This window comes from Elstera cyanobacteriorum (assembly GCF_002251735.1).
GTDB classification, from domain to species: domain Bacteria; phylum Pseudomonadota; class Alphaproteobacteria; order Elsterales; family Elsteraceae; genus Elstera; species Elstera cyanobacteriorum.
Genome location: NZ_NOXS01000035.1, coordinates 430,254 through 453,433, shown reverse-complemented (window position 1 = coordinate 453,433; position 23,180 = coordinate 430,254). Strand labels below are relative to the sequence as shown.

The window sequence follows — 23,180 nt, the reverse complement described above, 5'->3', positions numbered from 1 at the left end:
AGGTAAAGGAGTTTCGCATGTCCGTTTCGTTGAAAACTGCCGATCTGCCGACCTGGGATCTGTCCGACCTGTATCGCGGCCCGAGCGATCCTGCGATTGACGCGGATTTCGCCTGGGCTACGGCGGAAGCGGCGGCGCTGGTCGCGGTCGCGCAGGGCAAGCTGAACGGCATGGCGTCCGCCGATTTCGCCGCGACCGTCAAACGCTACGAGGCGCTGGACGAACGCTTAGGCAAGCTCGGCTCCTTTGCCCAGCTTCTCTACGCGCAAGACATGAGCAGCCCGGACGTGGGGCGCTTCTACCAGTCGGTGCAGGAACGGATTACCGAGATCGCGGGCACGCTGCTGTTCTTCACGCTGGAACTCAATCAGCTCGACCCGGAGGCGGTCGAAGCGCTGCTGGCCGATCCCGCCGCCGCGCGCTACCGTCCGTGGGTAGAGGCCAGCCGCGCTTTCCGCCCGCATCAGCTTTCCGATACGGAAGAAAAGCTGCTGCTGGAAAAATCCCTGACTGGGCGGGCGGCCTGGGTGCGGCTATTCGATGAAACTATGGCGGCGCTGCGCATCCCCATCGATGGGCGCGAGCTAACGTCGACCGAAGTGCTGGCGCTGATGGTGTCGCCGGATCGGGAGATGCGGAAGGCGTCCAGCCAAGCCTTCGGTAAGGCGCTGGCGGACGAGGTGCGCGTCTTCTCGCTCATCACCAATACGCTGGCGAAAGATAAGGAAGTCGAAGACCGTTGGCGGAAGTATCCGCGCCCGATTTCCAGCCGCAATCTCGGGAACCGGGTGGAAGATGGCGTGGTCGATGCGCTGATTGCGGCGGTCCGCAGCGCCTATCCGCGCCTTGCCCATCGCTATTATAAGCTCAAGGCGCAGTGGCTCGGCCTGAAGCAGCTTGAAACCTGGGACCGCAATGCGCCGCTGCCGGGGGCGCCGGATCGGCAGATTCCCTGGCGGGAGGCGACGGAAACCGTTCTGTCGGCCTATCACGCTTTCTCCCCCGATCTGGCGACGGTCGCGCGGCAGTTTTTCGATAAGGCCTGGATCGACGCGCCGGTGCGCCCCGGCAAGGCGCCGGGGGCCTTTGCGCATCCCACCGTTCCGTCGGCCCATCCCTATTTGCTGGTCAATTACCAGGGCAAGGTGCGCGATGTGATGACTCTCGCCCATGAATTGGGCCACGGCGTCCATCAGGTGCTGGCGGGCAAGACCCAGGGGCATTTGCTGGCCGAAACGCCGCTGACGCTCGCCGAAACCGCCTCCGTCTTCGGGGAAATGCTGACCTTCCGCGCGCTGCTGGCGCAGGAGAAGGACCCGGCGCAGCGGCGCTTCCTGCTGGCCTCCAAGGTCGAGGATATGCTGAACACCGTCGTGCGGCAGATTGCGCTGCATTCGTTCGAAGAAGCCGTCCACGACCGCCGCCGCCAGGGCGAATTGCTGCCGGACGATCTGGCGGAAATCTGGCTGCATACCCAGCGTGATTGCCTGGGCGATGCCGTGCGCTTCGACGATAGCTATAAGCACTTCTGGGCCTATATCCCCCACTTCATCCATTCGCCCTTCTACGTCTATGCTTATGCCTACGGCGATTGCTTGGTGAACTCGCTCTACGCCGTCTACGCCGGGGCGGAAGAGGGGTTTGCGGAGCGGTATCTGACGCTGCTGAAGGCGGGCGGCTCCCAGCATCATTCGGCGCTGCTCGCCCCCTTCGGTTTGGATGCGCGCGACCCGGCCTTCTGGGACCGCGGCCTGCAAATGATCGCCGACTTCATCGACGAACTGGAAAGCTTGCCTGCTCATGTCTGAGGAAAACAGCTTCGGCGGCCGCATGCGCCGCTATGCCACCGTCACCACGAAGATGAGCGGCGTGGCCGCGCGGCTTGCGGGGGAACGCTTCCTCGGCATTGGCATCGACCGCGACAAGCATGCCGCCGAACTCACGGCTATTCTCGGCGGCATCAAGGGGCCGTTGATGAAGGTCGGGCAGCTTATCGCCGTGCTGCCGGATGTGCTGCCGGAAGAATATGCGCGGGAGTTGCGCTCCCTCCAGTCCAACGCCCCGGCGATGGGTTGGCCCTTTGTGAAGCGCCGCATGCAGGGCGAACTTGGGCCGGGCTGGCAGAGCAAATTCGCCGAGTTTGGGCAGGAAGCCGCTGCCGCCGCCTCCCTTGGCCAAGTGCATAAGGCCAAGCTGCCCGATGGGCGGGCCGTTGCGGTGAAGCTGCAATATCCCGACATGGCGTCTGCTGTCGAAGCCGATTTGAAGCAGCTTAAGCTGCTGCTGGCGCTCTATGAGCGGACGGATAAGGCCATTTCCCCCGGCGATGTGCATCTCGAAATCGGTGACCGGTTGCGGGAGGAGTTGGATTACGACCGCGAACGGCGGCACCTGCACCTCTACCGACATATGCTCGCCGACGAGCCGGGGGTTTCGGTGCCGGAGCCGATCGACGACCTCTCGACCGGGCGGCTGCTGACCATGACCTGGCTCGACGGCGTGCCGCTGCTGTCCTTGAAAGATGCCCCGCTGGAGCAGCGCAACCGCCTTGCCTATAACCTCTTCCGCGCTTGGTACGTGCCCTTCTACCGCTACGGCGTGATCCACGGCGACCCGCACCCCGGCAATTACGCCGCGCGGCCCGATGATGGGATTAATCTGCTCGATTTCGGCTGTATCCGGGTTTTCCCGGCGCGCTTCGTCAATGGCGTGATCGAGCTTTATCACGCGCTCGATACCGGCGACCGCGACCGGGCGATTGCCGCCTATGAAACCTGGGGCTTCACCAATCTCTCGCACGAATTGGTGGATGTGCTGAACCAATGGGCCAGCTTCCTTTACGGCCCGATCTTGGAAAACCGCACCCGCTTGATCCAAAACGAAGGCGGGACGGAATACGGTAAGGAAGTCGCCGCCAAGGTCCATGCCGAACTGCGGCGCCTGGGCGGGGTGAAGCCGCCGCGCGAATTCGTGTTTATGGACCGCGCCGCCATCGGACTTGGGTCGGTGTTCACCCATCTGGGGGCAGAGATCAATTGGTATAAGCTGTTCCACGATCTGGCGGGCGATTTCGACGCCGGGGCGCTGGCGGCGCGGCAGGCGGCGGCGTTGGCGGCCAGTGGGGTTCCGGGGGAGGCTTTGCCCGGGCGGCTAAATCCTGTAGGCTGACGCTATGACGACGGCGCCCCTTTCCCCCATCCCGCTCGACGAAGCGCAAGCGCGCTTTGCCGACCTCGCGGCTGCCGCCAAGGCGGGGGAGGAGGCGATTGTTACCAAGGACGGCAAGGCCTATGTCGCGCTGATCGATGCGGAGAGCTTGGCTTATTATCACCGGTTGGCGCGGGAGCGGTTGAATGGCCTTTTGATTCAGGATGCTATCCAGGGGCTGGAAGATGTAGCCGCAGGGCGGACAGAAGACGCTTACGGGATGCTGCGCCGTCTGCGTCGGGCGCGTGCGCCTCAGTCTTAAGGGCGTTTCGCGATGCGCCACTTGCGGACTGGGCCAGTCTTTGAGGCGCGGTTATTGGAAATCGCGCGATATTTCGAAGAAAATAACTCGCGGGATCGCTATTTACGGTTACTGGCGGCGCTTGAAAGCCTCATCTTTCCCAATATTCAACGTTTCCCCAGCATTGGCCGTCTATTCGATCCAAATCGCGGCGGTTTGACCGGTCTCTCGGTCGAATGGGAACATTTCCAAGTTCTCCTCGCCAAGGAGATGGGAAGGGCCGAGGTTCGGGAATATATCGCCGGTGAATATCTAATCCTCTACGCCGCGAATGAAACGGATATTTATGCCCTGTCCATTCGCCATTTCCGGCAGCGGGAGGTGGGCTTCGGGGCAGCCTGAACGCGCCTTTTGAGGCGACCTACCCAGCGTTTTCCGCCGAGTAGGTCGGTTGCAGCAGGCTACTCCCCCGCCACCTGTTCCTTCGCCACGGCCAGCAGGCGTGTCATTTCGCTGCGGATGGTGGCGGCGTCGATGGCGATGCCCTTTTTGGTGAAATCGGCGGCGACTTTTTCCAGCACGTCATCGTCGCCGGGACGGTCGAAATCGGCGGCGACCACGGTTTTCGCGTAAGCGTCGGCATCCGCCTCGCCGAGTTTTTCGGCGGCCCAGAGGCCGAGCAGCTTGTTGCGCCGCGCGACAACTTTAAAGCGCAGGGTTTCATCCTGGGCGAATTTGGTTTCGAAGGCTTTTTCCCGGTCATTGATGCCGCTCATGATCGCTCCTGCGGGTAGGGGGTGGATGCCCGAGAGATGGGCCGCGAATGCCCTTTGTGCAACCCTGGGCCGCTAGAAATTCGGTCAGTTATCTTGATGTTTCTAATCGCGTCGGGCAGATTTACAGGAATATGACAAAAGACGGGCAAGGGGGAGGAAAACACCGTGCCGTCAGCGACGGAAGCACCACAAGGCCCGTTGGCCGTTCATTTCGATGGCGTGCGCCTTGCCTTTCCGGTGAAAAATAAACCGGAGTATGAGGTCTTGGCGCCGCTCACTTTATCTGTTGCGCCGCAGCAATTTATTTCCATCGTCGGTCCAACGGGCTGCGGGAAATCGACCCTGCTGAACGTCGCCGCCGGGTTGCTGAAGCCGACCGGCGGGCGGGTTTTGATCGATGGGGCGCCGCTTCCCGGCCTTAATCGCGGCGCGGGCTATCTGTTTCAGCAAGACGCGCTGATGCCGTGGAAAACGGCCCTTCAGAATGTTGCGGTGCCGCTAGAGATTGCAGGCATCCCCGCAGCCGAGGCGGCAGAGCGGGCGCAGGCTTGGCTGGGCAAGGTCGGCCTGGCGCGCTTTGGCGACCGGTACCCGCACCAGCTTTCCGGCGGGCAGCGCAAGCGGGTGGGCATGGCGCAGGTGCTGATCCGCGACCCGCAGCTTTTGTTGATGGACGAACCCTTCGGCCCGCTCGACGCCCAAACCCGGCAGATCATGGGCACGCTGCTGCTCGATCTCTGGGCGGGCACCGGCAAGGCAGTGATTTTCGTGACCCATGATCTGGAGGAGGCGATAGCCCTCTCGGATCGCGTCATCCTGCTCTCGGCGGGGCCATCCGCCCGGCTGATCGGCGACTATGACATCGACCTGCCGCGCCCGCGCAATACGGCGGATATCCGCCTGCTGCCGCGCTTTCATGAGCTGCATCATGCGATCTGGAGCCAGTTGCGCGGTGAGGTGGCGAAAGCCTATGCGGAGCAAGCGGCATGAAATCGCCCGTTTCCTTGCTTGCGCTGCAAATCCTCGTTGGCCTTGGGTTTTTGACCGTCTGGTACCTCGGCGCCACCGTGCCGCTGGGGGAGGTTTATCTGCTGCCGTCCTTCTTCTTCTCCGATCCCGTCGCGGTGGCGCAGCGGGTGGTGAGGATGTTCGCGACGGGCATGATCTGGCGGCACCTGTGGGTGACGCTGCTGGAAACCGTGCTGGCCTTTATCATCGGCGCCGGGTTGGGGATTAGCCTAGGGTTCTGGTTCGCGCGGAAACCGCTGCTGGCCGCCGTTTTCGATCCCTATATCACCATCGCCAACTCGTTGCCGCGCGTCGTGTTGGCGCCGATTTTCATGCTGTGGCTCGGTCTCGGCATCTGGTCGAAGGTCGCGCTCGGGGTCACGCTGGTCTTCTTCATCGTCTTCTTCAACGTCTATCAAGGCGTGAAGGAGGTGAACCCGGTCATCCTGGCCAACGGGCGCCTGCTGGGGATGAACGAGCGGCAGTTGCTGCGCCATATTTATTGGCCGTCGGCCCTATCGTGGATGTTCTCGTCCTTGCACACCTCCGTCGGGTTCGCGCTGATCGGCGCGGTGGTTGGGGAATATCTCGGTGCCTCGGCAGGCCTTGGCTATCTGATCCATCAGGCGGAAGGCGTGTTCGATACCACGGGGGTTTTCGCCGGCATGGTCGTGCTGGCCAGCTTCGTCTTGATGGTCGATGCCATCGTCACCCGTGTTGAACGGCGGCTGCTGGTCTGGCGCCCGCCCAATCCATCGTAAAAATAACTTTGGGAGGAAACAGATGAAACGGGTTTATCGGGCGCTCGCGGCGCTCGCCTTAACGGCAGCGGCCAGCCTGCCCGCGTTTGCGCAGGATTTAGAGAAGAAAAACATCGAACTCGGCGTCGGCGGCAAGCCGCTGTTGTATTATTTACCGCTGACGATTGCCGAACAGAAGGGCTTCTTTAAGGAAGAAGGCCTGACCGTCACCATCAATGATTTCGGCGGCGGGGCGAAGTCCTTGCAGTCGCTGATCGGTGGATCGGTCGATGCGGTGACGGGCGCTTACGAACATACTTTGCGCATGCAGACCAAGGGGCAGGCGATTACCGCCGTGCTGGAACTTGGGCGTTTTCCCGGCATCGTGCTGGCGGTCCGTAAGGATCAGGCGGATAAGGTCAAGTCCGCCGCCGACTTGAAGGGCATGATCATCGGCGTTAGCGCCCCCGGGTCTTCGACGCATATTTTCGCGCAATATCTGATGGTCAAGGCGGGGCTGGCGACCGATGCCGCGTCCTTCGTCGGCGTTGGCAGCGGCGCGTCGGCGGTGGCGGCAATGCAGAAGGGCGAAATCCAGGCCATCTCCCACCTTGATCCGGTGATCGCCAAGCTGGAAGCCGATAAGGCCGTGAAAGTTTTGGTCGATACGCGCACGCTGGAAGGCACCCAGGCGGTTTTCGGCGCCACCAATCCGGCGGCGGTGCTGTACCTCAAGAGCGATTTTATCGCGAAGAACCCGAAGACCACTCAGGCGCTGACCAATGCGCTGTATAAGGCGCTGATGTGGATCGCCAAAGCCGCGCCGGAGGATATTACCGAAACGGTGCCGCAGGATTATTGGCTGGGCGATAAGGCGCTTTATACCCAGGCGGTGGCGGCTAATCTTGCCAGCTATTCGCGCACGGGGGTGATCCCGGAATCGGGCCAGAAAGCGGCGGCGGAGTTGCTGACGACCACCGATGCCGAATTCAAGAATGTGAAGCTCGATCTCGCCAAGACCTTCGACGGGCGTTTTGTCGCCAAGGCCCGCGAGGCAGTAAAGTAAGAGGAAACGGCCTGCCCCGACCCTCGGGGCAGGCCGGTTTCTTTAGGCCTGCTGGCCCAGGATCTCGCTTTTGGCGACCGCGTGCAGCCGGTCGAGTTCGACGCGCAGTTGCGGCAGATCGGCGTGAACCCCGCGCGCGGCAAGGTCATCCGCCACCCGTTCCAGAATGTCTTCGTCGCCCGGGTGTTCGATGTCGTAATCGATCAGCCCCTTGGCGTACATATCCGCTTCGGCGGCGGGCAAGCCCATACGCTCGGCAGCCCAGAGGCCGAACAGCTTATCGCGGCGTACCATCGCGCGGAAAAGCTGGTCTTGCTCCAGCGCAAAATGGGCTTCGAACGCGCGTTCCCGATCTTCAAACTTGGTCATGGCCTGTCCTGTTTCTTGCGGGGGCCGATCCCCCCTGCAATTTTTTACAGCGGGGCACTATCTGGGAGCAGAAACACCCCCGTCTTTGATATAGCTCAAAAGCGGGTTGCAGGGGGAGTGTGAGATGTGCGTGGTGTTGCTCGTGCGCCGTCCGGGGCAGGCGTGGCCGATTTTGATGGCGGCGATGCGTGAGGAAATGCAGGACCGGCCTGCCCGGGCGCCGGGGCGGCATTGGCCCGACCGGCCCGAGGTGCGGGCGGGGCTGGATGAACTCTCCGGTGGTTCCTGGCTGGGGATCAACGATTACGGCGTCACGGCGGCGCTGCTTAACCGCTATGGCACGCTAGGGCCGCAGGACGGTAAGCGCAGCCGGGGCGAATTGGTGCTGGACGCGCTCGACCATGCCGATGCGCGCGTGGCGGCGGAGGCGCTGGCGGCGCTCGATCCGCGCGCCTATCGCGGCTTCAATTTAGTGATCGCCGACGACCGCGATGCGTTCTGGATCCGCTCTGACGAAACCCGCCTGACGGTCGAAACCATTCCCGAAGGGTTTTCGATGTTTGGCGCGTGGGACCGCAATGATCCGCACGACCCGCGCATCAAGAAACATTTGCCGCGCTTCATCGCCGCGCCGCTGCCCGACCCATCGGCAGGGGATTGGGGCGCGTGGCAAGCCTTGCTCGCGCAAGAGGATAAGGTAGAGCCGCGCCACGGCCTGTCGATGCATCTGCCGAACGGCTACGGCACCCGCTCGGCCAGTCTGATCGCGCTGCCGCCTTTGGGGCAGGGGCGGGCGCCGGTTTTTCTGCACGCCGATGGGCCGCCCGCCGCGACGGCGTATGAAGCGGTCGCATAACCGGGTCGCCCGCTGGGGGCGACGGGTACATTGTATCCCCTTCCCCCCGCTGCTATAGAGACGCGGACCGGATCGCCGCCGCTGGGGTTGGCGCGACCGGACAGCCCCAGAGGATCGGTTGATGGCGCGACGCAGGAAGATTTACGAAGGCAAGGCGAAGGTTCTGTTCGAAGGGCCGGAACCCGGTACGATCGTGCAGTATTTTAAGGACGATGCGACCGCCTTCAACAATCAGAAGAAGGGCACCATCAGCGGTAAGGGCGTGTTGAACAACCGCATTTCCGAATTCCTGATGACGCGGCTGACCGAAATCGGCATCCCCACCCATTTTATCCGCGCGCTCAACATGCGCGAACAATTGGTGCGGCAGGTCGAAATCATTCCCATCGAAGTGGTGGTGCGCAATGTCGCCGCCGGGTCGATGTCCAAGCGTTTGGGCATCCCGGAAGGGACGCCGCTGCCGCGCTCCATCGTCGAATATTATTATAAGAACGACGAACTGGGCGACCCGATGGTGTCGGAAGAGCATATCACCGCCTTTGGCTGGGCCAGCACGCAAGATATCGACGATATGGTTCACCTGACCCTCAGGGTGAATGATTACCTGTCGGGCCTGTTCCTGGGCGTTGGGCTAAAGCTGATCGACTTTAAGCTGGAATTCGGCCGCGTCTGGGAAGACGAGGAAATGCGCATCGTTCTGGCCGATGAAATCAGCCCGGACAATTGCCGCCTGTGGGATGTAAAGACCAATCAGAAGCTGGATAAGGACCGCTTCCGCCAGGATCTCGGCGGGGTGCAGGAAGCCTACCAGGAAGTCGCGCGCCGCCTTGGGGTTCTGCCCGTCGAGGTCGAGGGCGAAGGCGGCGAGGGCGAAGACCCGCGCACCCCGCGCGTGGTGAACTAACATGCTTCGGCCCGCCGATCCTCTGGTCGGCGGGCTTTTGTCTTTTCGGTAAGCCGGGTTCCCCGGCGTTTTTGCTTTTGGAAGGATGGTGCGATGAAGGCGCGCGTGCACGTCACCCTGAAAAACGGCGTTCTCGACCCCCAGGGCCGGGCGATCCATCAGGCGCTGGAAACTTTGGGCTTTGCCGGGGTGCAGGACGTGCGCCAGGGCAAGTACATCGAAATCGACCTCGATGAAACCGACCGCGCCAAGGCCGAAAGCCTCGTGCGCGAAATGTGCGCGACGCTGCTGGCCAATACCGTCATCGAAACCTACACCGTTTCCTTGCAGGACTAAGCGCCATGAAAAGCGCGATTGTGATTTTTCCCGGCACCAACCGGGAGCATGACGCTGCGGCGGCGCTCCGGCAGATTTGCGGGTCCGAACCGCAGTTCGTCTGGCACGGCGAAACCGAACTGCCGCAGGGCCTCGACCTCATCATCGTTCCCGGCGGTTTTTCTTACGGCGATTATCTGCGCTCCGGCGCGATGGCGGCGCAGTCGCCGGTGATGCGCGAAGTCAAGGCGGCGGCGGAGAAGGGCGTTCACGTCCTCGGGATCTGCAACGGTTTTCAGATCGTGACCGAAGCCGGGCTGTTGCCCGGCGCGCTGATGCGCAACGATACGCTTAAGTTCGTCTGCCGCGACGTGTTCCTGTCGGTCGGTACGACCAACTCGCCCTATACGGCGGCGCTGAAATCGGGCCAGGTGCTGCAAGTGCCGGTGGCGCATCATGACGGCAATTATTTTGCCGACGATGCGACACTGGATAAGCTTGAGGCCGAAGACCGGATCGCCTTCCGCTATTGCAGCCCCGATGGCGACCTTGAAGACGGGTGGAGCCCCAACGGCAGCCAGCGCGACATTGCCGGTATCCTGTCGGAAAATCGCCGCGTGCTGGGGCTGATGCCGCATCCTGAAAACGCCATCGATCCTTTGTTCGGATCGACCGACGGTGCGGGCCTGTTCCGCAGCCTCGTGCAGTCCATCGCCGGTTAAGGAGGCCCCTTCGTGACCGCCAATACGCTTGCCTTCGATACGCGCCCCGCGACCGAGGCCGACGCCACCGAATTCGGCCTGAAGACCGACGAATATCAACGCATCCTCACCCGCCTGGGGCGCACGCCGACCCTGGTGGAATTGGGCGTTTTCTCGGTGATGTGGTCGGAGCATTGCTCCTATAAATCCTCGCGCATTCACTTGAAGAAACTGCCGACGACGGCCCCTTGGGTCATCTGCGGGCCGGGCGAAAACGCCGGAGTGATCGATATCGGCGACGGCGATGCGGCGATCTTCAAGATCGAAAGCCATAATCACCCGAGCTTCATCGAACCCTATCAGGGGGCGGCGACCGGCGTTGGCGGCATTATGCGCGACGTGTTCACGATGGGCGCGCGGCCGATTGCCAACCTCAACGCCCTACGCTTCGGCGACCCGGCGCATCCGAAGACCCGGCATCTGCTGGCGGGCGTCGTGTCGGGCATCGGCGGCTACGGCAACTGTATGGGCGTGCCCACCGTGGGCGGCGAGACGCAGTTTCACCCGGCCTATAACGGCAATATCCTGGTCAATGCCATGACCGTCGGGATCGCCAAGACCGATAAGATTTTCTATTCGGCGGCGGCGGGCGTCGGCAATCAGGTGATTTACCTGGGGGCCAAGACCGGGCGCGACGGGATCCACGGCGCCACCATGGCCTCGGCCGAATTCACCGAGGAAGCGGAAAGCAAGCGCCCGACCGTGCAGGTTGGCGACCCCTTCACCGAAAAGCTGCTGCTGGAAGCCTGCCTGGAACTGATGGCGACCGATGCCATTGTGGCGATCCAGGACATGGGCGCCGCAGGCCTCACCTCCTCCTCCGTCGAAATGGCGGGCAAGGGGGGGCTGGGGATCGAGCTTGATCTCGATAAGGTGCCGACCCGCGAGACGGGGATGAGCGCCTACGAAATCATGCTGTCCGAAAGCCAGGAACGCATGCTGATGATCCTGAAGCCGGGATCGGAAGGCGTGGCGCGGCAGATTTTCGAAAAATGGGGCCTGGATTTCGCCCCCATCGGTGTGCTGACCGATAGCGGCCATATCGTGCTGAAAAAGTCGGGCGGCGTGGTCTGCGACCTGCCGCTGTCGCCGCTGGTCGATGATGCGCCGCTCTATGATCGCCCCTACGAGCCGACGCCGCTGCAAGACGAAGTGTTGGCGGGGGAAGTGGAGGCGCCGGACTCGCTGACCGACGCGCTCGCCACCCTGATGGGCACGCCCGACCTCGCCTCCAAGCGCTGGATTTGGGAACAGTATGATCATCTCGTCGGCGGCCATACGGTCATCCGACCGGGCGGCGATGCCGCTGTGGTGCGCCTGCCGGGCCAGAAAAAGGCGCTGGCGATGGTCACCGACTGCACGCCGCGTTATTGCTTCGCCGATCCGCAACGCGGCGGCATGCAGGCCGTGGTCGAAAGCTGGCGCAATCTAACGGCCGTCGGCGCCATGCCGCTCGCCGTGACCAATAACCTTAACTTCGGCAACCCCGAGCGCCCGGAAATCATGGGCCAGCTCGTCGGCTGTCTTGAGGGGATGGGGGCCGCGTGCCGGGCGCTCGAGTACCCGATCATCTCGGGCAATGTCTCGCTCTACAATGAAACCAATGGCCAGGGCATTCTGCCGACCCCAGTGATCGGCGGCGTCGGGCTGCTCGAAGACGCCGAAACCTCCGTCAGCATCGCCTTTAAGGCTGAAGATGAAGCCATCTTCATGGTCGGGGAGACCAAGGGCTGGCTTGGCGCTTCACTCTATCTCCGCGAACTCTGCGGGGCCGAAGAAGGCGCGCCGCCGCCGGTCGATCTGGCGCTTGAAAAGCGCAATGGCGATTTCGTCCGCTCGCTGATCGCCGAAGGGCTGGTAACCGCCTGTCACGATGTGTCGGACGGCGGTTTGTTGGTCGCGGTGACGGAAATGGCGCTGGCGGGCGACATCGGGGCGGAAATCGACCTGCCCGATACCGGCCCGGCCCATGCCATCGCTTTCGGCGAGGATCAGGCGCGCTATATCTTCACCACGAATAAGCCCGATGCCGTGCGCAAGCAGGCGGCTGCGGCGGGCATGGTGTTGACCGAATTGGGGATGACCGGCGGCGCCGGGATCATCGTCAACGGCGACGATGCCATCGACCTTGAAGATCTGATGGTCATTCATGAAAGCTGGCTGCCCGATTATATGGAAAATGGGGTTGGCAGCGACGAGGAAGATGACAATCTCTACGCTGACGAACCGGCGAACGATTAAGGAGACGCCCTAATGGCAATGGATGCCGCCACCATCGAAGCGATGATCCGCGAAGCCCTGCCCGATGCTCAGGTCAGCATTCAGGATCTGCGCGGCGACGGCGATCATTATGCCGCGCATATCGTCTCCGCCGAATTCCGGGGCAAGAGTCGCGTGCAGCAACACCAAATGGTCTATGCGGCCCTGCGCGGCAAAATGGGGGGCGAGCTGCATGCGCTCGCCCTGCAAACCGCCACCCCGGACGCCTGACCCGCTTTCCGCTGAAAGGATATCGCTATGACTGACGCTACCGTTCGGGACCGCATTCATCAGGAAGTGACCGGCACCGATGTGGTGCTGTTCATGAAGGGCACCCCGGTGTTTCCGATGTGCGGCTTTTCCGCCGCCGTCGTCCAGGTGCTCAATCATCTGAACGTGCCGTTCAAGGGTATCAATGTTCTGGATGACCCCGGCATTCGCCAGGGCATTAAAGATTACACCAACTGGCCGACGATTCCGCAGCTTTACGTGAAGGGCGAATTTATCGGCGGTTGCGATATTATCCGCGAGATGTTCGAGTCGGGTGAACTGCTGGAGATGTTCAATACCAAGGGCATCAATGTTCAAGCGGCATAAGCCGTTTTAGTCGAAAAGGGCGGCAAACAGTCGCCCTTTTTTGATCTTAATGGAATTTTATGTAATTTGATTCAGTCTATCTCTCTAAGCTGCAGCGGGAAAATCCTTTGCAGCACAATGGTTTTTTTGCGAGGTGGATGTGGCTTTTGACTGGAATGCCCCTGTCCCTTGGCTACACTGAGTCTCATGGTTGCGCAGCCCTCCTTCTCGGTATCGGCAGACGCTGAACCCTCAGGCTCTCTTGGCGCCGCCTATGACCGGCTGCCGACGGCCGTGGTGTGCGTGCGGGGCGCGGCGGTATTCTATGCCAATCCGGCGGCGGCGGCCCTTTTTCGACGCCCGGTAGCGAGTTTGATCGAAACCCCCTGGGCGGCCCTGTGCCGCGCGGTTTCTGCCGAGCCGTTAGACCTGGCCCAGCGCGCGCAGGCTGGTGGTGCGGTCACGGTGGCGCTGAAGGATATGGGGGCCGGGGCCAGCGAGCCGCTGTGCCAATTATTCGTCTCGCCGCTGCGACTGGTGCCGGGCGGCGATTGGCTGCTGATTTTCGAACCGGTTTCCGCTCTTGGCCCGTTGGCCGACCAACAGGATGTGCTCAGCCGTCTCTTGGATACGGTCGGCGATGCGGTTCTGCTGGTGGATGATGATGGCCGGATCCTCGATCTCAATACGGCGGCCCAGCGGGTTTTCGCCGTTGATCGGGACCCGGCGCGCGGCATGTCGGTCTGGCCGTTACTGGCGCCGACCTTGTTCGAAGATGGCGGTATGGGGGAAGAGGCATCGGTCCAGATGCTTATCCGGGCGGTGCCACGCAGCACGCTGGGCACAGGGCGGTCGATTACCATGTCGCGGGTCGATGGCATCGGTTTTCCAGGCGAAATGGCCGTCTCGCCGCTACCCCTGCCAACCGTTTCCGCCCATCTGGTCACTGTGCGCGATGTGTCGGACCGCAAGCGCATCGAAAGCCGGTTGGAACGGCTGGCGCTTTACGATCCGCTGACCCGGCTGCCGAACCGGGTCAAAATCCTCCAACATCTTGAACGGATGATCGCCCAGGCGCCGCTTAGAACCATCGTCGCCATTTCGATCGATATTGATCACTTTAAATATGTGAACGATTTCTTTGGGCATGGGCCGGGCGACCGGTTGCTGCAAGCCGTGGGCGGGCGCTTGGGGGGCGATCTTGAGGAAGGCGACCTGCTGGGGCATCTCGGCGGTGATGATTTCGTTATCATCTCCTCGACCCTCGATCCGGTCGCGACCATCGACCGGCTGGCGCGGCGGGTGGAAGAAGCCTCGGCCCGGACATTCTTGATCGACCAGTCGGAACTTTATATCTCGCTCTCGCAGGGGATCGCGCTCTACCCGGATCACGCGAGTGAGCCGTCGAACCTGCTGACGGCGGCGCAAGCGGCGACCTATGAGGCGAAAGAGGCGGGGCGCGCCACCACGGTTGTCTATTCCGAACGGGTGCGCGACCGTCGCGCCGGGCGGCTGGCGATTGAGACCGATCTGCGCCGGGCGGCGGAGCGGGGGGAATTTTCGCTGGAATATCAACCGCGTCTCGGCACGCTCGATGGCACCCTGCGGGGGATGGAGGCGCTATTGCGCTGGGACCACCCAGAAATGGGTCGCATCCCGCCATCGCATTTTATCCCGATTGCCGAAGAATCGGGCCTGATCGTCCCTATCGGCCATTGGGTGTTGGAAACCGCCTGCAAACAGGCGCGCTACTGGATGCAGCGGGGCTTTCCCGATTTGAAAGTGGCGATCAATCTATCCGTCCGCCAGTTCCGCGACGCCGGGCTGCTGCAAAAAGTGGTGGAGGCGCTGGAAGCCTCGGGCTTGCCCCCGGCCAATCTGGAGCTGGAGATCACAGAAAGCGGCCTGATGAGCGATCTTGATCGGGCGGTTGATCTTTTGCAGGACTTAAAAGCCCTCGGCATAACAATTGCCATTGATGATTTTGGCACCGGCTATTCGTCGCTGTCGTATCTCAAGCGCTTGCCGATTGATCTGTTGAAGATCGACCGCAGTTTCATTTCCGGCATTTCCGATAATGCCGATGATCGCGCGATTTGCCAGGCCATTGTGTCGATGGCGGCAAGCCTGACGCTGGAAACGGTGGCGGAAGGGGTCGAGACCGAAAGCCAGTTCGAATGCCTGCAAGAAATCGGGTGCCGCGAGGTGCAGGGCTATTATTTCGCCCGGCCCCTGTCGGTTGGGGATTTTTCGACCTATCTCACCCGGCATCCGGCGAATAGCCCGCGCTGACCCCTCTCGCCAGCGCGGCGGTTTTGGGCTATGCCTGACAGAACGCAGAATAAAATTCGGCAGGATAGGGCATGGCCAAGACGCCACGGAAACTCGATCGGACCGATCTCAAACTCCTCGCAGCATTACAAACCGAGGGGCGGATCACCAATCTTAAGCTGGCCGAGAAAGTTGGCCTATCGCCCAGCCCCTGCCTGGAACGGGTTAAGCGCCTAGAAGCGGCAGGATATATCAAGCGTTATTCGGCTGAAATCGACCTCGATCAACTGTGCCGCAACGTCTTGGTCTATGCCGAAGTGACGTTGAAGAACCAGCGCAGCGAAGATTACGAGCGCTTTGAAAGCGTGATCGCTAAAATTCCTGAAGTGATCGAAGCCTATTCCATTGGGGGTGGCTATGATTACTTACTGAAGTTCGTCTGTACCGACGTGCGCGATTACCAGATCCTCAGCGAGAAGATGATTAATTCCGATGTGGGGATTGATAAGTTTTTCAGCCATATTGTCATAAAACCGGTCAAGGCCTATGCCGGGATGCCGCTGCATCATTTGATCGAAAAGGATAATGATCCGTCTATCATCCTGTCCTGATTTTTGCAGGATTTCGCCAGGGCGTCAGAATGCCCCCATGCGCTGTAGTCAGATTACGAAAAGCCAAAGAAAATCGGCATAATCCGGCCCTATTCACCGGATCGCGAAATTTGATGACAAGATGATGTAGCGATGATACGTTTTAAGCCAATCAACTGGTTGGCTCTCTCCCCTCCCCGCCGACTGGTTGCGCGGGTGCTTTCGGGCAAAGGCGCCCGCAACATTGAAACGGCTGAAGCGTGGGCAACGCTTCAGCCGTTTTTTATGCCGCAACGCGCTGAAGGTGATACTGGGGGATAAGCCCGACCTGCTGGCCAAAGGCTTCCAAATCGCGGCTTTCGGTTTCCAGCAGATCGCCGGAGCGGCGATACCAACTGGCAATCGCTTCCACCCGTCGGCGTTGGGCGGCATCGAGGCCGGGGGCGGCCAGCAGCCGGTCGATCAGCGGATGGCCCGTCGCCGCCTCTTCGATAATCACCGTTTCGGTATCGTCGGGGGTGGGGGAAGGGGCCGCTGCCGCCGGGGCGACCATCGGGTCGGGTTTGACCGCCGCTTCCCGCAACCGGGCGAGGGTTTGCCAATGGTGGGCAGCACGCTCGGCAGCAATCCGGCGCTTGGTTTCCGCCGCGAGCATTTTCCCGAGGTCGAGAAAGCCGCGCCAGCCCTTACCGGGGGCAGCGCTAATCACATCATCCCAGCCAAGCCCGGCCACCCGCAGCAGGCGCGATGCCGCCCGCGCCGCGGCCAGTACCTCGGCATCTTGATCGCTATCGAGCCGCGCCAGCAGTTTGGCCAGCCGTGCCAGATCGGTCCCGGGGGTCTGGAGTTCCTGCCGTGCCATGCTGCGCCTCCTGCCTGGAAAGATCGGAACAAACGCCGAACCTATGCGGCAAGAATGCCGCCGCGTCAGGGGCTTGTCAACCGATCTTCAACGGCTGTGAGACGGGGGGTATTACGGGGCGGCGGTCAGCAGATTCGGGCGGGACACCACGCGCTCGGCGGGCAAATGCACCGTGATCGTCGTCCCAACATTCAGGGCCGTTTCGATTTCCAGCGTGCCGCCATGCAGTTCGATCAGCGATTTCACCAGCGGCAGCCCCAGCCCCGTTCCCTGGAATTTACGCGACAGGCTATTGTCGAGTTGCCGGAAGGGCGTCAGGGCAATGGGGACTTCGGCCGGGTCCATGCCGATGCCCGTATCGGCGACGCGCAGGGCCAGCCCGCCCCCCTCTTCCAAGCTGGCGCTGATGGTAACGCTGCCGCCCGCATCGGTGAATTTGACGGCGTTGGAGAGAAGGTTCAGCAGAATTTGGCGCAGCAAGCGGCCATCGGCATAAAGGCTGGGCATCGCTGGTGGCAGGTCGGTGTGCAGGGCCAGCCCGGCGCGGGCGGCGCGGTGTTGGAGCAGGCGCACGACCGATTGAATGATGCGCACCAGGTCCAACTCTTCCTCGTTCATCTCCACTTTGCCGGATTCGATCTTGGAGAGGTCGAGGATATCGTTAATCACTTCCAGCAGATGGGCGCCGCTTTCGCGAATATCGCGGGCGTAATCCAGATAGCGCGGATTGCCGATCGGGCCGAACAATTGGCCTTCCATAATTTCGGCGAAACCGATCACCGCATTCAGCGGCGTGCGCAGCTCGTGGCTCATATTCGCCAGGAAGACGGTCTTGGCGCGGTTGGCGGCAAAGGCTTCTTCCATTGCCGTGCGCATCTTTTCTTCGCTGCGCTTACGGTGGGTGATGTCGATATGGGTGAAGACGAACCCCAGGCCGGGCGTGAAGCGCCGGTAGGTTTCGATGATTTTATCCGACAGGATGGTCCATTCGATCCGCTCCGGCCCATTCGGCGGCAGGCTGGTCATCTGTTGCTGGACAATGGTTTCCGGCTCGCCCGGGCCGTAATCACCGCGCTTTGCGAAATAGCGCACCAAATCGGCATAGGGCATGCCCGGCTTGATAATGCCGGTCGGCAGGTCGAAAATCCCATGCAGTAGCCGGTTCCAATGGCGGATCTTCAAATCCTCGTCCACTAGCAGGACGGAGGAGGCGACGTTATCGATGGTCAGGCGCAGCAGCGCGGTTTGGCGCGCCAATTCCATCTCGCGCTGGCGCAGGCGGGTGAGATTCGACGCCGCGCCGCGCCAGCCGATCACCTTGCCGTCGCCGTCCAGCACTGGCCGCCCGGACGAGCGGACATAGGCCAGCGTGCCGTTCGACCGGCGCACGGAATAGAGGAAATTATCGAAGGGGCGCCCAGCGGCAATATCTTCCGCATGGCGGCGCCAATGGGCTTGGTCGGTATCGTCGGCGGTTAAATCCTGGCGGCGCTTGCCATAGGGCAGCCGGTCTACACCATCAACATCGGGCACCGCCGACTGGGGGCCGCGCTCGAACCGCAAAAAGCGCCCATCGGCATCGGTTTCCCAATACCAATCGGCGCTGCAACTCAGGAAATCCTGATACTTCGCATCCAGGCTTAGGGCGGTGCCGCGAATCTGCTGCACCTGCCGCCGAAGGGAGAAAGCCCAGGTAAGGGCCGCCGCCGCCAGGACCGTCGCTAGAAAGAACGCAATAAGTGCCGCACTTGTTCCCACGTAGCACCGCCTGCCGTCACCAAGTGTCTGCGGGCGGCCCAGACGCCCGAAACAGGGTTAAATCACCTCGCCCCGTGCCCGGAGCATAGCTGATCCGGGGGGCGGGGGCGAGTCTATGGGCGTGTCCCCCGTGCTTTTTAGGCCGCGTCCTTGGAAAGTTCCCCAGGGTGCGACAGAATGTCCAGATGTAGCGCCGTTTCAGCCTTGACACGCTGCACCGCACCATACTACTTTTGCAGTGCGGCATCGAGAGTTTCTCTCCATCCCGCTGACGCTCTTGAGCGTTTCCTCCCTAAACTCGGCAGCCGCGCTTTTAGCGCGGCTCTTTTTTTGTGCGTTGCAGCCTAGATCAGCCGGTCTTTCGGCAGGGTTAGGGTGAAGCAACTGCCCTGGCCGGGCGCGCTTTGCACGGTCACGCTGCCGCCATGTAATTCCATGAGAGATTTGACCAGCGGCAGGCCCAACCCGGCGCCAATGTGCTGGCGGGTCAGGCCATTATCGACCTGGAAGAACGGATCGAAGATCACGCGCTGATCATCGCTGGAAATGCCGATCCCGGTATCTGTCACGCTGATTTGCGGTGCCCCTGCGTCATTCAGGCCCCAGGCAAGCGTCACCGTGCCGCCCTTCGGGGTGAATTTGATGGCGTTGTTCAGCAGGTTCAGCACGCTTTGCCGCATGGCCCGCTGTTCGGCATAGATGACGCGGCGCGGCCCCTCCGGCTCCTTTAGCACCAGGGTCACCTGGGCTTCCTCTGCCTTGGCGCGCAGCAGGTCGGCGGCGAAGCGGCACGGCGCCCCAAGGTCTTGCCGGGCTTCGTTCAGCGTATATTCCTTGGCCTCGATGCGGCTTAACGACAGAAGATCTTCGACGAGGGTCGAGAGATGCTCGGCGCTTTGATGGATATACTGCACATATTCGGCATAACGCGGCGGCTGGATCGGGCCGAAACTTTCGCGGTTGATGGTCTCGGAAAACCCGAGGATCGAGTGCAGCGGCGTCCGTAGCTCGTGGCTAACATGGGCAAGGAAGACGGTCTTAGCGCGGTTGGCATCCTCCGCCCGCTGCTGGGCGTCGGTTGCTTCAGCGTGCAGGCGGGCCAGCTCTGCTTCTCGGTCGCGCAGGACCGCGACCATCGCGTCCGACTGGCGGAGCAGGCGCCGGGCTTCGCGGATTTCCGACATCAGCAGCAGGAACAGCAGCACAACGAGGCTGCCGAGGGCCGTCAGCAGAAACGATAAGCGCCCTTCCAGAAGATCATGAGCGGCGCTTGTGCGCAGACCATTGTAGTTCGCATCGGTCAGCATCATTAAAAAAGCGTCGCGCAGCCGGGGGATAATCGCATCTATGGCCTTGTGGGCTGCGTGCAGCTCCTCCGGCGTTGCCGCTTCTAGCCGGTCAATCAACCCTTCCTGCTCTTGGAGCGTTTTATCGAAGGCAGCCAGGGTTTCGGGATAGCCGGGCAGGCGCAGCAATGGGCGTCCTTCGGGGCCAGTCTTTAGAATATCCACCCGGCTCCAGGTTGTATCGAAGCGGCGGCGGGCTTCCTCGATCACCTCGGGCGACCGACGGCCATAAGCCAGTAACTCTAACGCTTGCCCATACCGCAGAGTTTCCACCTCCGTCGCGGCGATGGCCCAGGGGCTGCGCGAGAAATCCAAGCGGGCGGCGCTCTGCCGTTCGACATTGGCAAGATGGGTCACTGCCGCCGCAACCAGCGTCAGCAGCACCATCAGCGCCAGCAGCGTGATGCGCAGGCGGCGATTGGCCAGGAACGGCAGCCGCGTCACGACACAGTGATCCGGTTCAACTGCCAGACCCAGCGGTGGCGCACGTTGATCCGTTCGAGATCGGGATCGCCCCGGCGCGGATACATGATCCACAGCGGCCCTTTGGTCCGGCGCGGCAGCGGCTGCTCGTCCATAAAGCGCGCCAGTAGCACCGGCCAGCGGGTAACGTCGCCCATCGGAATGGTCATGGCGAAATCATTGATGGCGACGGCGCGAAAGCTGCCCTTCGTCAGGTCAGCCCCGCAGGCGGCCAGCACGTCGCGCAGCAGCGGGCCGCGATAGCGACGCGGCTGTTCGTCCCACCAGGTATCGGTTTCGACGGTGACCTGCGGCAGCATATCGAGAATATCGGCGTCAAACTGCGCCAGCGGCGCGCCGGTATCGGATTTGCCGTTGCCGCGCGTAATGGCGCCGTCGATGGTCAGCAGCACCGGCCCCTTGGCAGGCGGCAGGGCGGCCTCTGCCCGGCTAACGGCCGGCAGGAAGGCTAACGCGGCGCTGCCCAGAAACATCTGACGGCGGGATAGAGTCTTAACCATAGCGCGGACAACCAAAAGGCAGGGGGAAGCGATTGTTAACCTGATTCGAGCGTTACAGCAAACCCAGCGCTTTGAAGCTACTGTGACCATATCGCCCTATGATGAGATGATCATGCAGGGATATGCCGACCCCCTCCGAGGCGCGGGCGAGCGCCCGGGTCATATCGATATCCGCCTTCGACGGCGTGGGGTCGCCGGTTGGGTGATTATGCACCAGAATAAGGGCGCTAGCCCCGACATCCAAGGCGCGTTTGACCACCTCGCGCGGGTAGAGCGGTGTTTGATCGATGGTGCCACGCTGGACCACATCGTCGCCCAGCAGGTGGTTTTTGCGATCCAGGAACAGCAACCGCACCTGCTCCACCGCCTCATGCGCCATCGCAACCCGGCAATAGTCGAGCACGGCCTGCCAGCCCGCGAGCACGGGGGCATTGCGCGCTTCCTCCCGCGCTAGCCGCCGGGTGGCGGCCTGGATCGTCTTCAAAGTGGCGACGGCAACCGGGCCGACCCCCTCGACGCTTTCAAGCTGACCTTGGGGGGCATTGATCACCGCCGCGAAACTGCCGAACCGTGCCAGCAGCTTCTTGGCCAGCGGCTTCACATCGCCGCGCGCATTGGCGCCGAATAGCACGAGTTCCAGCAGCTCGTAGTCGGGCATCGCCTCGCCGCCGCCCGTCAGCAGGCGGTCGCGCAGGCGGGTCCGATGTCCAGCGTGGGGGGAATCGGCGTCGGCAGGCATCAGGCGTAGGGTGGCGCGTGCCAGCCCTTGGGCGAGAGGGTGAAAATCTCGTAGCCGTTGGCGGTCACGGCGATGGAATGTTCGAACTGCGCTGACAGCGACTTATCCTTGGTCACCGCCGTCCAATTGTCCGACAGCACTTTCACGTCGAACTTCCCGGCGTTGATCATCGGTTCGATGGTGAAGAACATGCCTTCTTTGAGCTCCGGCCCGGCGCCGGGCTTGCCGAAATGCAGGATGGACGGTGCGTCGTGGAAGACGCGGCCCAAACCATGCCCGCAAAAATCGCGGACTACCGAAAACCGATGCCCTTCGGCGAACGTCTGGATCGCGTGGCCGATATCGCCGACCGTCGCGCCCGGCTTCACCACTTCGATGCCGCGCATCATGGCTTCGTAGGTGACCTCGCAGAGTTTGCGCGCCTTCGTACCAACCTTGCCCGCATAGAACATGCGGCTGGTGTCGCCGTACCAGCCATCGAGAATCACGGTCACGTCGATATTGATGATGTCGCCGTCTTCCAGCTTTTTCTTTTCGTCGGGAATACCGTGGCAGACGACATGGTTGACCGAGGTGCAGATCGACTTGGGGAAGCCGCGATAATTTAGCGGTGCTGGAACCGCCCCGGCCTGAACGATGAAATCGTGGCAAAGCTGATTAAGCGTTTCCGTACTCACCCCCGGCACCACATGGGGGGTGATGAAATCCAGCGTTTCCGCTGCCAGCCGCCCGGCCTTGCGCATGCCGTCATAGTCTTCGGGCGTATGGATTTTAATGCTCTTCACCGTCTCGTCGTCCCACTCGTCGTCAAAATCATCGGCGTTATACATAGGCATCCCCGCGCGCGGTCACCAGTGGCAGGCGGGATCGCAGCCGAACCCCGTCGGGCGACAGCGTACAGCAATAGACCAAAGCCTCAACCCCCGCCTGCCGGGCTTCTGCGAAGGCGTGGGCATAGGCAGGGTCGATATCGGCGGCCAAGGCGAATGCGTCGCAATCGTCCCGCTGCACAATATACAGCATTACTGCGCGCGCCCCAGCCTTTACTTGGGCGGCGAGTTCGAAAAGATGCTTGGCTCCGCGTGCTGTCACGCAATCGGGAAACTCTGCCAGGCCCGGTTGGCGCAGCAGGTGGACGTTCTTCACTTCGATATAGCAGGGTGGCCGGTCGGGCGCCTCTGCCAGCAAGTCGATGCGCGAATTGACGCCATAGCGCACTTCCCGCCGCAAACTCGTATAACCGCCGAGGTCGGGGATGAGATCGGCCTTAATGGCGGCTTCGGCAATACGGTTTGGGTGGCCGGTATTGATCCCGGCGAAATGCCCGTCCGGCAGTTCAGTCAGTTCCCAAGAAAACGGCAGCTTGCCCTTTCCTGGGGCGAGGAGCACGGTCCAATCCGGTTCCGCCAGCCCGGTCATCGCGCCGGGATTGGGGCAGTGGATGGTGACTTCTTCCCCCGCGCGCGGCCCGTCGAGCAGCACGACATCGGCCAGGAACCGCTTATAGCGTTTGATCAAGCGGGCGCGGGTCAGCGGCGGGAAAGCGTGCAGGA

At 62.0% G+C, this 23,180-nt stretch carries 25 protein-coding genes; 16 read left to right on the top strand and 9 right to left on the bottom strand.

The window, feature by feature from the left end; all coding sequences use genetic code 11:
- Positions 1-17 precede the first annotated feature (17 nt).
- Genes CHR90_RS18670 through CHR90_RS18655 form a run of 4 tightly spaced genes read left to right on the top strand, consistent with a single transcriptional unit; the run spans position 18 to position 3,850 of the window.
- Positions 18-1,808, top strand: a complete 1,791-nt coding sequence (locus CHR90_RS18670) for a M3 family oligoendopeptidase (protein ID WP_094410621.1) — start codon at positions 18-20, stop codon at positions 1,806-1,808.
- Positions 1,801-3,168, top strand: a complete 1,368-nt coding sequence (locus CHR90_RS18665; RefSeq protein ID WP_094410620.1) for an ABC1 kinase family protein — start codon at positions 1,801-1,803, stop codon at positions 3,166-3,168. The genes CHR90_RS18670 and CHR90_RS18665 overlap by 8 nt, the downstream gene beginning before the upstream one ends.
- A gap of 4 nt (positions 3,169-3,172) precedes the next feature.
- Positions 3,173-3,469 carry a type II toxin-antitoxin system prevent-host-death family antitoxin gene (locus CHR90_RS18660; protein WP_094410619.1) on the top strand — a complete coding sequence of 99 codons (297 nt, stop codon included), beginning with the start codon at positions 3,173-3,175 and terminating at the stop codon, positions 3,467-3,469.
- A 12-nt stretch (positions 3,470-3,481) separates the two neighbouring features.
- Entirely contained in the window at positions 3,482-3,850 is a 369-nt protein-coding gene (locus CHR90_RS18655) for a hypothetical protein (RefSeq protein ID WP_094410618.1), read from the top strand.
- 59 nt (positions 3,851-3,909) lie between these two features.
- On the opposite strand, the gene CHR90_RS18650 is transcribed toward CHR90_RS18655, so the two are convergent.
- Complete coding sequence (locus tag CHR90_RS18650; RefSeq protein WP_094410617.1) at positions 3,910-4,224, bottom strand: DUF1476 domain-containing protein; 315 nt, start codon at positions 4,222-4,224, stop codon at positions 3,910-3,912.
- A 165-nt stretch (positions 4,225-4,389) separates the two neighbouring features.
- Between CHR90_RS18650 and CHR90_RS18645 the strand changes: the two genes are divergently transcribed.
- From CHR90_RS18645 to CHR90_RS18635, 3 genes are read left to right on the top strand one after another with little or no spacing between them, the layout of a single operon-like run.
- On the top strand, positions 4,390-5,214 hold the full coding sequence (locus CHR90_RS18645) for an ABC transporter ATP-binding protein (protein ID WP_094410616.1): 825 nt from the start codon (positions 4,390-4,392) through the stop codon (positions 5,212-5,214).
- Positions 5,211-5,993, top strand: a complete 783-nt coding sequence (locus CHR90_RS18640) for an ABC transporter permease (protein ID WP_094410615.1) — start codon at positions 5,211-5,213, stop codon at positions 5,991-5,993. Before CHR90_RS18645 ends, CHR90_RS18640 begins: the two co-directional genes overlap by 4 nt.
- A 22-nt stretch (positions 5,994-6,015) precedes the next feature.
- Positions 6,016-7,038, top strand: a complete 1,023-nt coding sequence (locus tag CHR90_RS18635) for an ABC transporter substrate-binding protein (protein ID WP_094410614.1) — start codon at positions 6,016-6,018, stop codon at positions 7,036-7,038.
- A 42-nt stretch (positions 7,039-7,080) separates the two neighbouring features.
- Here CHR90_RS18635 and CHR90_RS18630 read toward each other — a convergent pair whose 3' ends face one another.
- The gene (locus CHR90_RS18630; RefSeq protein WP_094410613.1) at positions 7,081-7,407 is read right to left on the bottom strand and encodes a DUF1476 domain-containing protein; all 327 of its coding nucleotides are present in this window, start codon (positions 7,405-7,407) and stop codon (positions 7,081-7,083) included.
- A 124-nt stretch (positions 7,408-7,531) separates the two neighbouring features.
- On the opposite strand from CHR90_RS18630, the gene CHR90_RS18625 reads away from it, so the two are divergent.
- From CHR90_RS18625 to CHR90_RS18585, 9 genes are all read left to right on the top strand, one after another.
- Positions 7,532-8,263, top strand: a complete 732-nt coding sequence (locus tag CHR90_RS18625) for an NRDE family protein (protein WP_094410612.1) — start codon at positions 7,532-7,534, stop codon at positions 8,261-8,263.
- A gap of 121 nt (positions 8,264-8,384) precedes the next feature.
- The gene (gene purC / locus CHR90_RS18620; RefSeq protein WP_094410611.1) at positions 8,385-9,167 is read left to right on the top strand and encodes a phosphoribosylaminoimidazolesuccinocarboxamide synthase; all 783 of its coding nucleotides are present in this window, start codon (positions 8,385-8,387) and stop codon (positions 9,165-9,167) included.
- A gap of 93 nt (positions 9,168-9,260) precedes the next feature.
- Positions 9,261-9,503: a phosphoribosylformylglycinamidine synthase subunit PurS gene (gene purS / locus CHR90_RS18615; protein WP_094410610.1), complete on the top strand. Its 243-nt coding sequence runs from the start codon at positions 9,261-9,263 to the stop codon at positions 9,501-9,503.
- Positions 9,504-9,508: 5 nt separating this feature from the next.
- Positions 9,509-10,204 (top strand): phosphoribosylformylglycinamidine synthase subunit PurQ, encoded by a 696-nt coding sequence (gene purQ / locus CHR90_RS18610; protein ID WP_094410609.1) that lies wholly within the window; start codon positions 9,509-9,511, stop codon positions 10,202-10,204.
- Between the two features lie 12 nt (positions 10,205-10,216).
- Positions 10,217-12,484 carry a phosphoribosylformylglycinamidine synthase subunit PurL gene (gene purL, locus CHR90_RS18605; RefSeq protein WP_094410608.1) on the top strand — a complete coding sequence of 756 codons (2,268 nt, stop codon included), beginning with the start codon at positions 10,217-10,219 and terminating at the stop codon, positions 12,482-12,484.
- A gap of 12 nt (positions 12,485-12,496) precedes the next feature.
- Complete coding sequence (locus CHR90_RS18600; RefSeq protein WP_094410607.1) at positions 12,497-12,733, top strand: BolA family protein; 237 nt, start codon at positions 12,497-12,499, stop codon at positions 12,731-12,733.
- Positions 12,734-12,760: 27 nt separating this feature from the next.
- The gene (grxD, locus tag CHR90_RS18595) at positions 12,761-13,099 is read left to right on the top strand and encodes a Grx4 family monothiol glutaredoxin (RefSeq protein WP_094410606.1); all 339 of its coding nucleotides are present in this window, start codon (positions 12,761-12,763) and stop codon (positions 13,097-13,099) included.
- A gap of 186 nt (positions 13,100-13,285) precedes the next feature.
- On the top strand, positions 13,286-15,370 hold the full coding sequence (locus CHR90_RS18590; protein WP_094410605.1) for a putative bifunctional diguanylate cyclase/phosphodiesterase: 2,085 nt from the start codon (positions 13,286-13,288) through the stop codon (positions 15,368-15,370).
- Between the two features lie 71 nt (positions 15,371-15,441).
- Positions 15,442-15,960 carry an Lrp/AsnC family transcriptional regulator gene (locus CHR90_RS18585; RefSeq protein ID WP_094410604.1) on the top strand — a complete coding sequence of 173 codons (519 nt, stop codon included), beginning with the start codon at positions 15,442-15,444 and terminating at the stop codon, positions 15,958-15,960.
- Positions 15,961-16,222: 262 nt separating this feature from the next.
- Here CHR90_RS18585 and CHR90_RS18580 read toward each other — a convergent pair whose 3' ends face one another.
- From CHR90_RS18580 to sfsA, 7 genes are all read right to left on the bottom strand, one after another.
- Positions 16,223-16,801: a hypothetical protein gene (locus CHR90_RS18580; RefSeq protein ID WP_094410603.1), complete on the bottom strand. Its 579-nt coding sequence runs from the start codon at positions 16,799-16,801 to the stop codon at positions 16,223-16,225.
- 111 nt (positions 16,802-16,912) lie between these two features.
- A complete protein-coding gene (locus tag CHR90_RS18575; RefSeq protein ID WP_141210996.1) occupies positions 16,913-18,559 on the bottom strand; it encodes an ATP-binding protein in 1,647 nt (548 codons plus the stop codon).
- Positions 18,560-18,903: 344 nt separating this feature from the next.
- Positions 18,904-20,349 (bottom strand): sensor histidine kinase, encoded by a 1,446-nt coding sequence (locus tag CHR90_RS18570; protein ID WP_094410601.1) that lies wholly within the window; start codon positions 20,347-20,349, stop codon positions 18,904-18,906.
- Positions 20,346-20,888, bottom strand: coding sequence for a putative pterin-binding protein (locus CHR90_RS18565; protein ID WP_141210995.1), 543 nt, complete (start codon positions 20,886-20,888; stop codon positions 20,346-20,348). The genes CHR90_RS18570 and CHR90_RS18565 overlap by 4 nt, the downstream gene beginning before the upstream one ends.
- Before the next feature lie 52 nt (positions 20,889-20,940).
- A complete protein-coding gene (gene radC, locus CHR90_RS18560) occupies positions 20,941-21,627 on the bottom strand; it encodes a RadC family protein (protein WP_094410599.1) in 687 nt (228 codons plus the stop codon).
- Entirely contained in the window at positions 21,627-22,457 is an 831-nt protein-coding gene (map, locus tag CHR90_RS18555) for a type I methionyl aminopeptidase (protein ID WP_094410598.1), read from the bottom strand. Before map ends, radC begins: the two co-directional genes overlap by 1 nt.
- Positions 22,450-23,178, bottom strand: a complete 729-nt coding sequence (sfsA, locus tag CHR90_RS18550) for a DNA/RNA nuclease SfsA (RefSeq protein ID WP_094410720.1) — start codon at positions 23,176-23,178, stop codon at positions 22,450-22,452. The genes map and sfsA overlap by 8 nt, the downstream gene beginning before the upstream one ends.
- Positions 23,179-23,180: the final 2 nt, after the last annotated feature.

Excerpts from the sequence above, each read along its gene's own strand:
- purQ (WP_094410609.1), top strand. The coding sequence starts at position 9,509 with ATGAAAAGCGCGATTGTGATTTTTCCCGGCACCAACCGGGAGCATGAC.
- CHR90_RS18635 (WP_094410614.1), top strand. The coding sequence starts at position 6,016 with ATGAAACGGGTTTATCGGGCGCTCGCGGCGCTCGCCTTAACGGCAGCG.
- CHR90_RS18640 (WP_094410615.1), top strand. The coding sequence starts at position 5,211 with ATGAAATCGCCCGTTTCCTTGCTTGCGCTGCAAATCCTCGTTGGCCTT.
- CHR90_RS18665 (WP_094410620.1), top strand. The coding sequence starts at position 1,801 with ATGTCTGAGGAAAACAGCTTCGGCGGCCGCATGCGCCGCTATGCCACC.
- radC (WP_094410599.1), bottom strand. The coding sequence starts at position 21,627 with ATGCCTGCCGACGCCGATTCCCCCCACGCTGGACATCGGACCCGCCTG.
- purS (WP_094410610.1), top strand. The coding sequence starts at position 9,261 with ATGAAGGCGCGCGTGCACGTCACCCTGAAAAACGGCGTTCTCGACCCC.
- CHR90_RS18650 (WP_094410617.1), bottom strand. The coding sequence starts at position 4,224 with ATGAGCGGCATCAATGACCGGGAAAAAGCCTTCGAAACCAAATTCGCC.
- CHR90_RS18660 (WP_094410619.1), top strand. The coding sequence starts at position 3,173 with ATGACGACGGCGCCCCTTTCCCCCATCCCGCTCGACGAAGCGCAAGCG.
- CHR90_RS18630 (WP_094410613.1), bottom strand. The coding sequence starts at position 7,407 with ATGACCAAGTTTGAAGATCGGGAACGCGCGTTCGAAGCCCATTTTGCG.
- CHR90_RS18590 (WP_094410605.1), top strand. The coding sequence starts at position 13,286 with ATGGTTGCGCAGCCCTCCTTCTCGGTATCGGCAGACGCTGAACCCTCA.
- map (WP_094410598.1), bottom strand. The coding sequence starts at position 22,457 with ATGTATAACGCCGATGATTTTGACGACGAGTGGGACGACGAGACGGTG.
- CHR90_RS18600 (WP_094410607.1), top strand. The coding sequence starts at position 12,497 with ATGGCAATGGATGCCGCCACCATCGAAGCGATGATCCGCGAAGCCCTG.
- CHR90_RS18580 (WP_094410603.1), bottom strand. The coding sequence starts at position 16,801 with ATGGCACGGCAGGAACTCCAGACCCCCGGGACCGATCTGGCACGGCTG.
- CHR90_RS18625 (WP_094410612.1), top strand. The coding sequence starts at position 7,532 with ATGTGCGTGGTGTTGCTCGTGCGCCGTCCGGGGCAGGCGTGGCCGATT.
- CHR90_RS18565 (WP_141210995.1), bottom strand. The coding sequence starts at position 20,888 with ATGGTTAAGACTCTATCCCGCCGTCAGATGTTTCTGGGCAGCGCCGCG.
- grxD (WP_094410606.1), top strand. The coding sequence starts at position 12,761 with ATGACTGACGCTACCGTTCGGGACCGCATTCATCAGGAAGTGACCGGC.
- CHR90_RS18670 (WP_094410621.1), top strand. The coding sequence starts at position 18 with ATGTCCGTTTCGTTGAAAACTGCCGATCTGCCGACCTGGGATCTGTCC.
- CHR90_RS18585 (WP_094410604.1), top strand. The coding sequence starts at position 15,442 with ATGGCCAAGACGCCACGGAAACTCGATCGGACCGATCTCAAACTCCTC.
- CHR90_RS18655 (WP_094410618.1), top strand. The coding sequence starts at position 3,482 with ATGCGCCACTTGCGGACTGGGCCAGTCTTTGAGGCGCGGTTATTGGAA.
- purC (WP_094410611.1), top strand. The coding sequence starts at position 8,385 with ATGGCGCGACGCAGGAAGATTTACGAAGGCAAGGCGAAGGTTCTGTTC.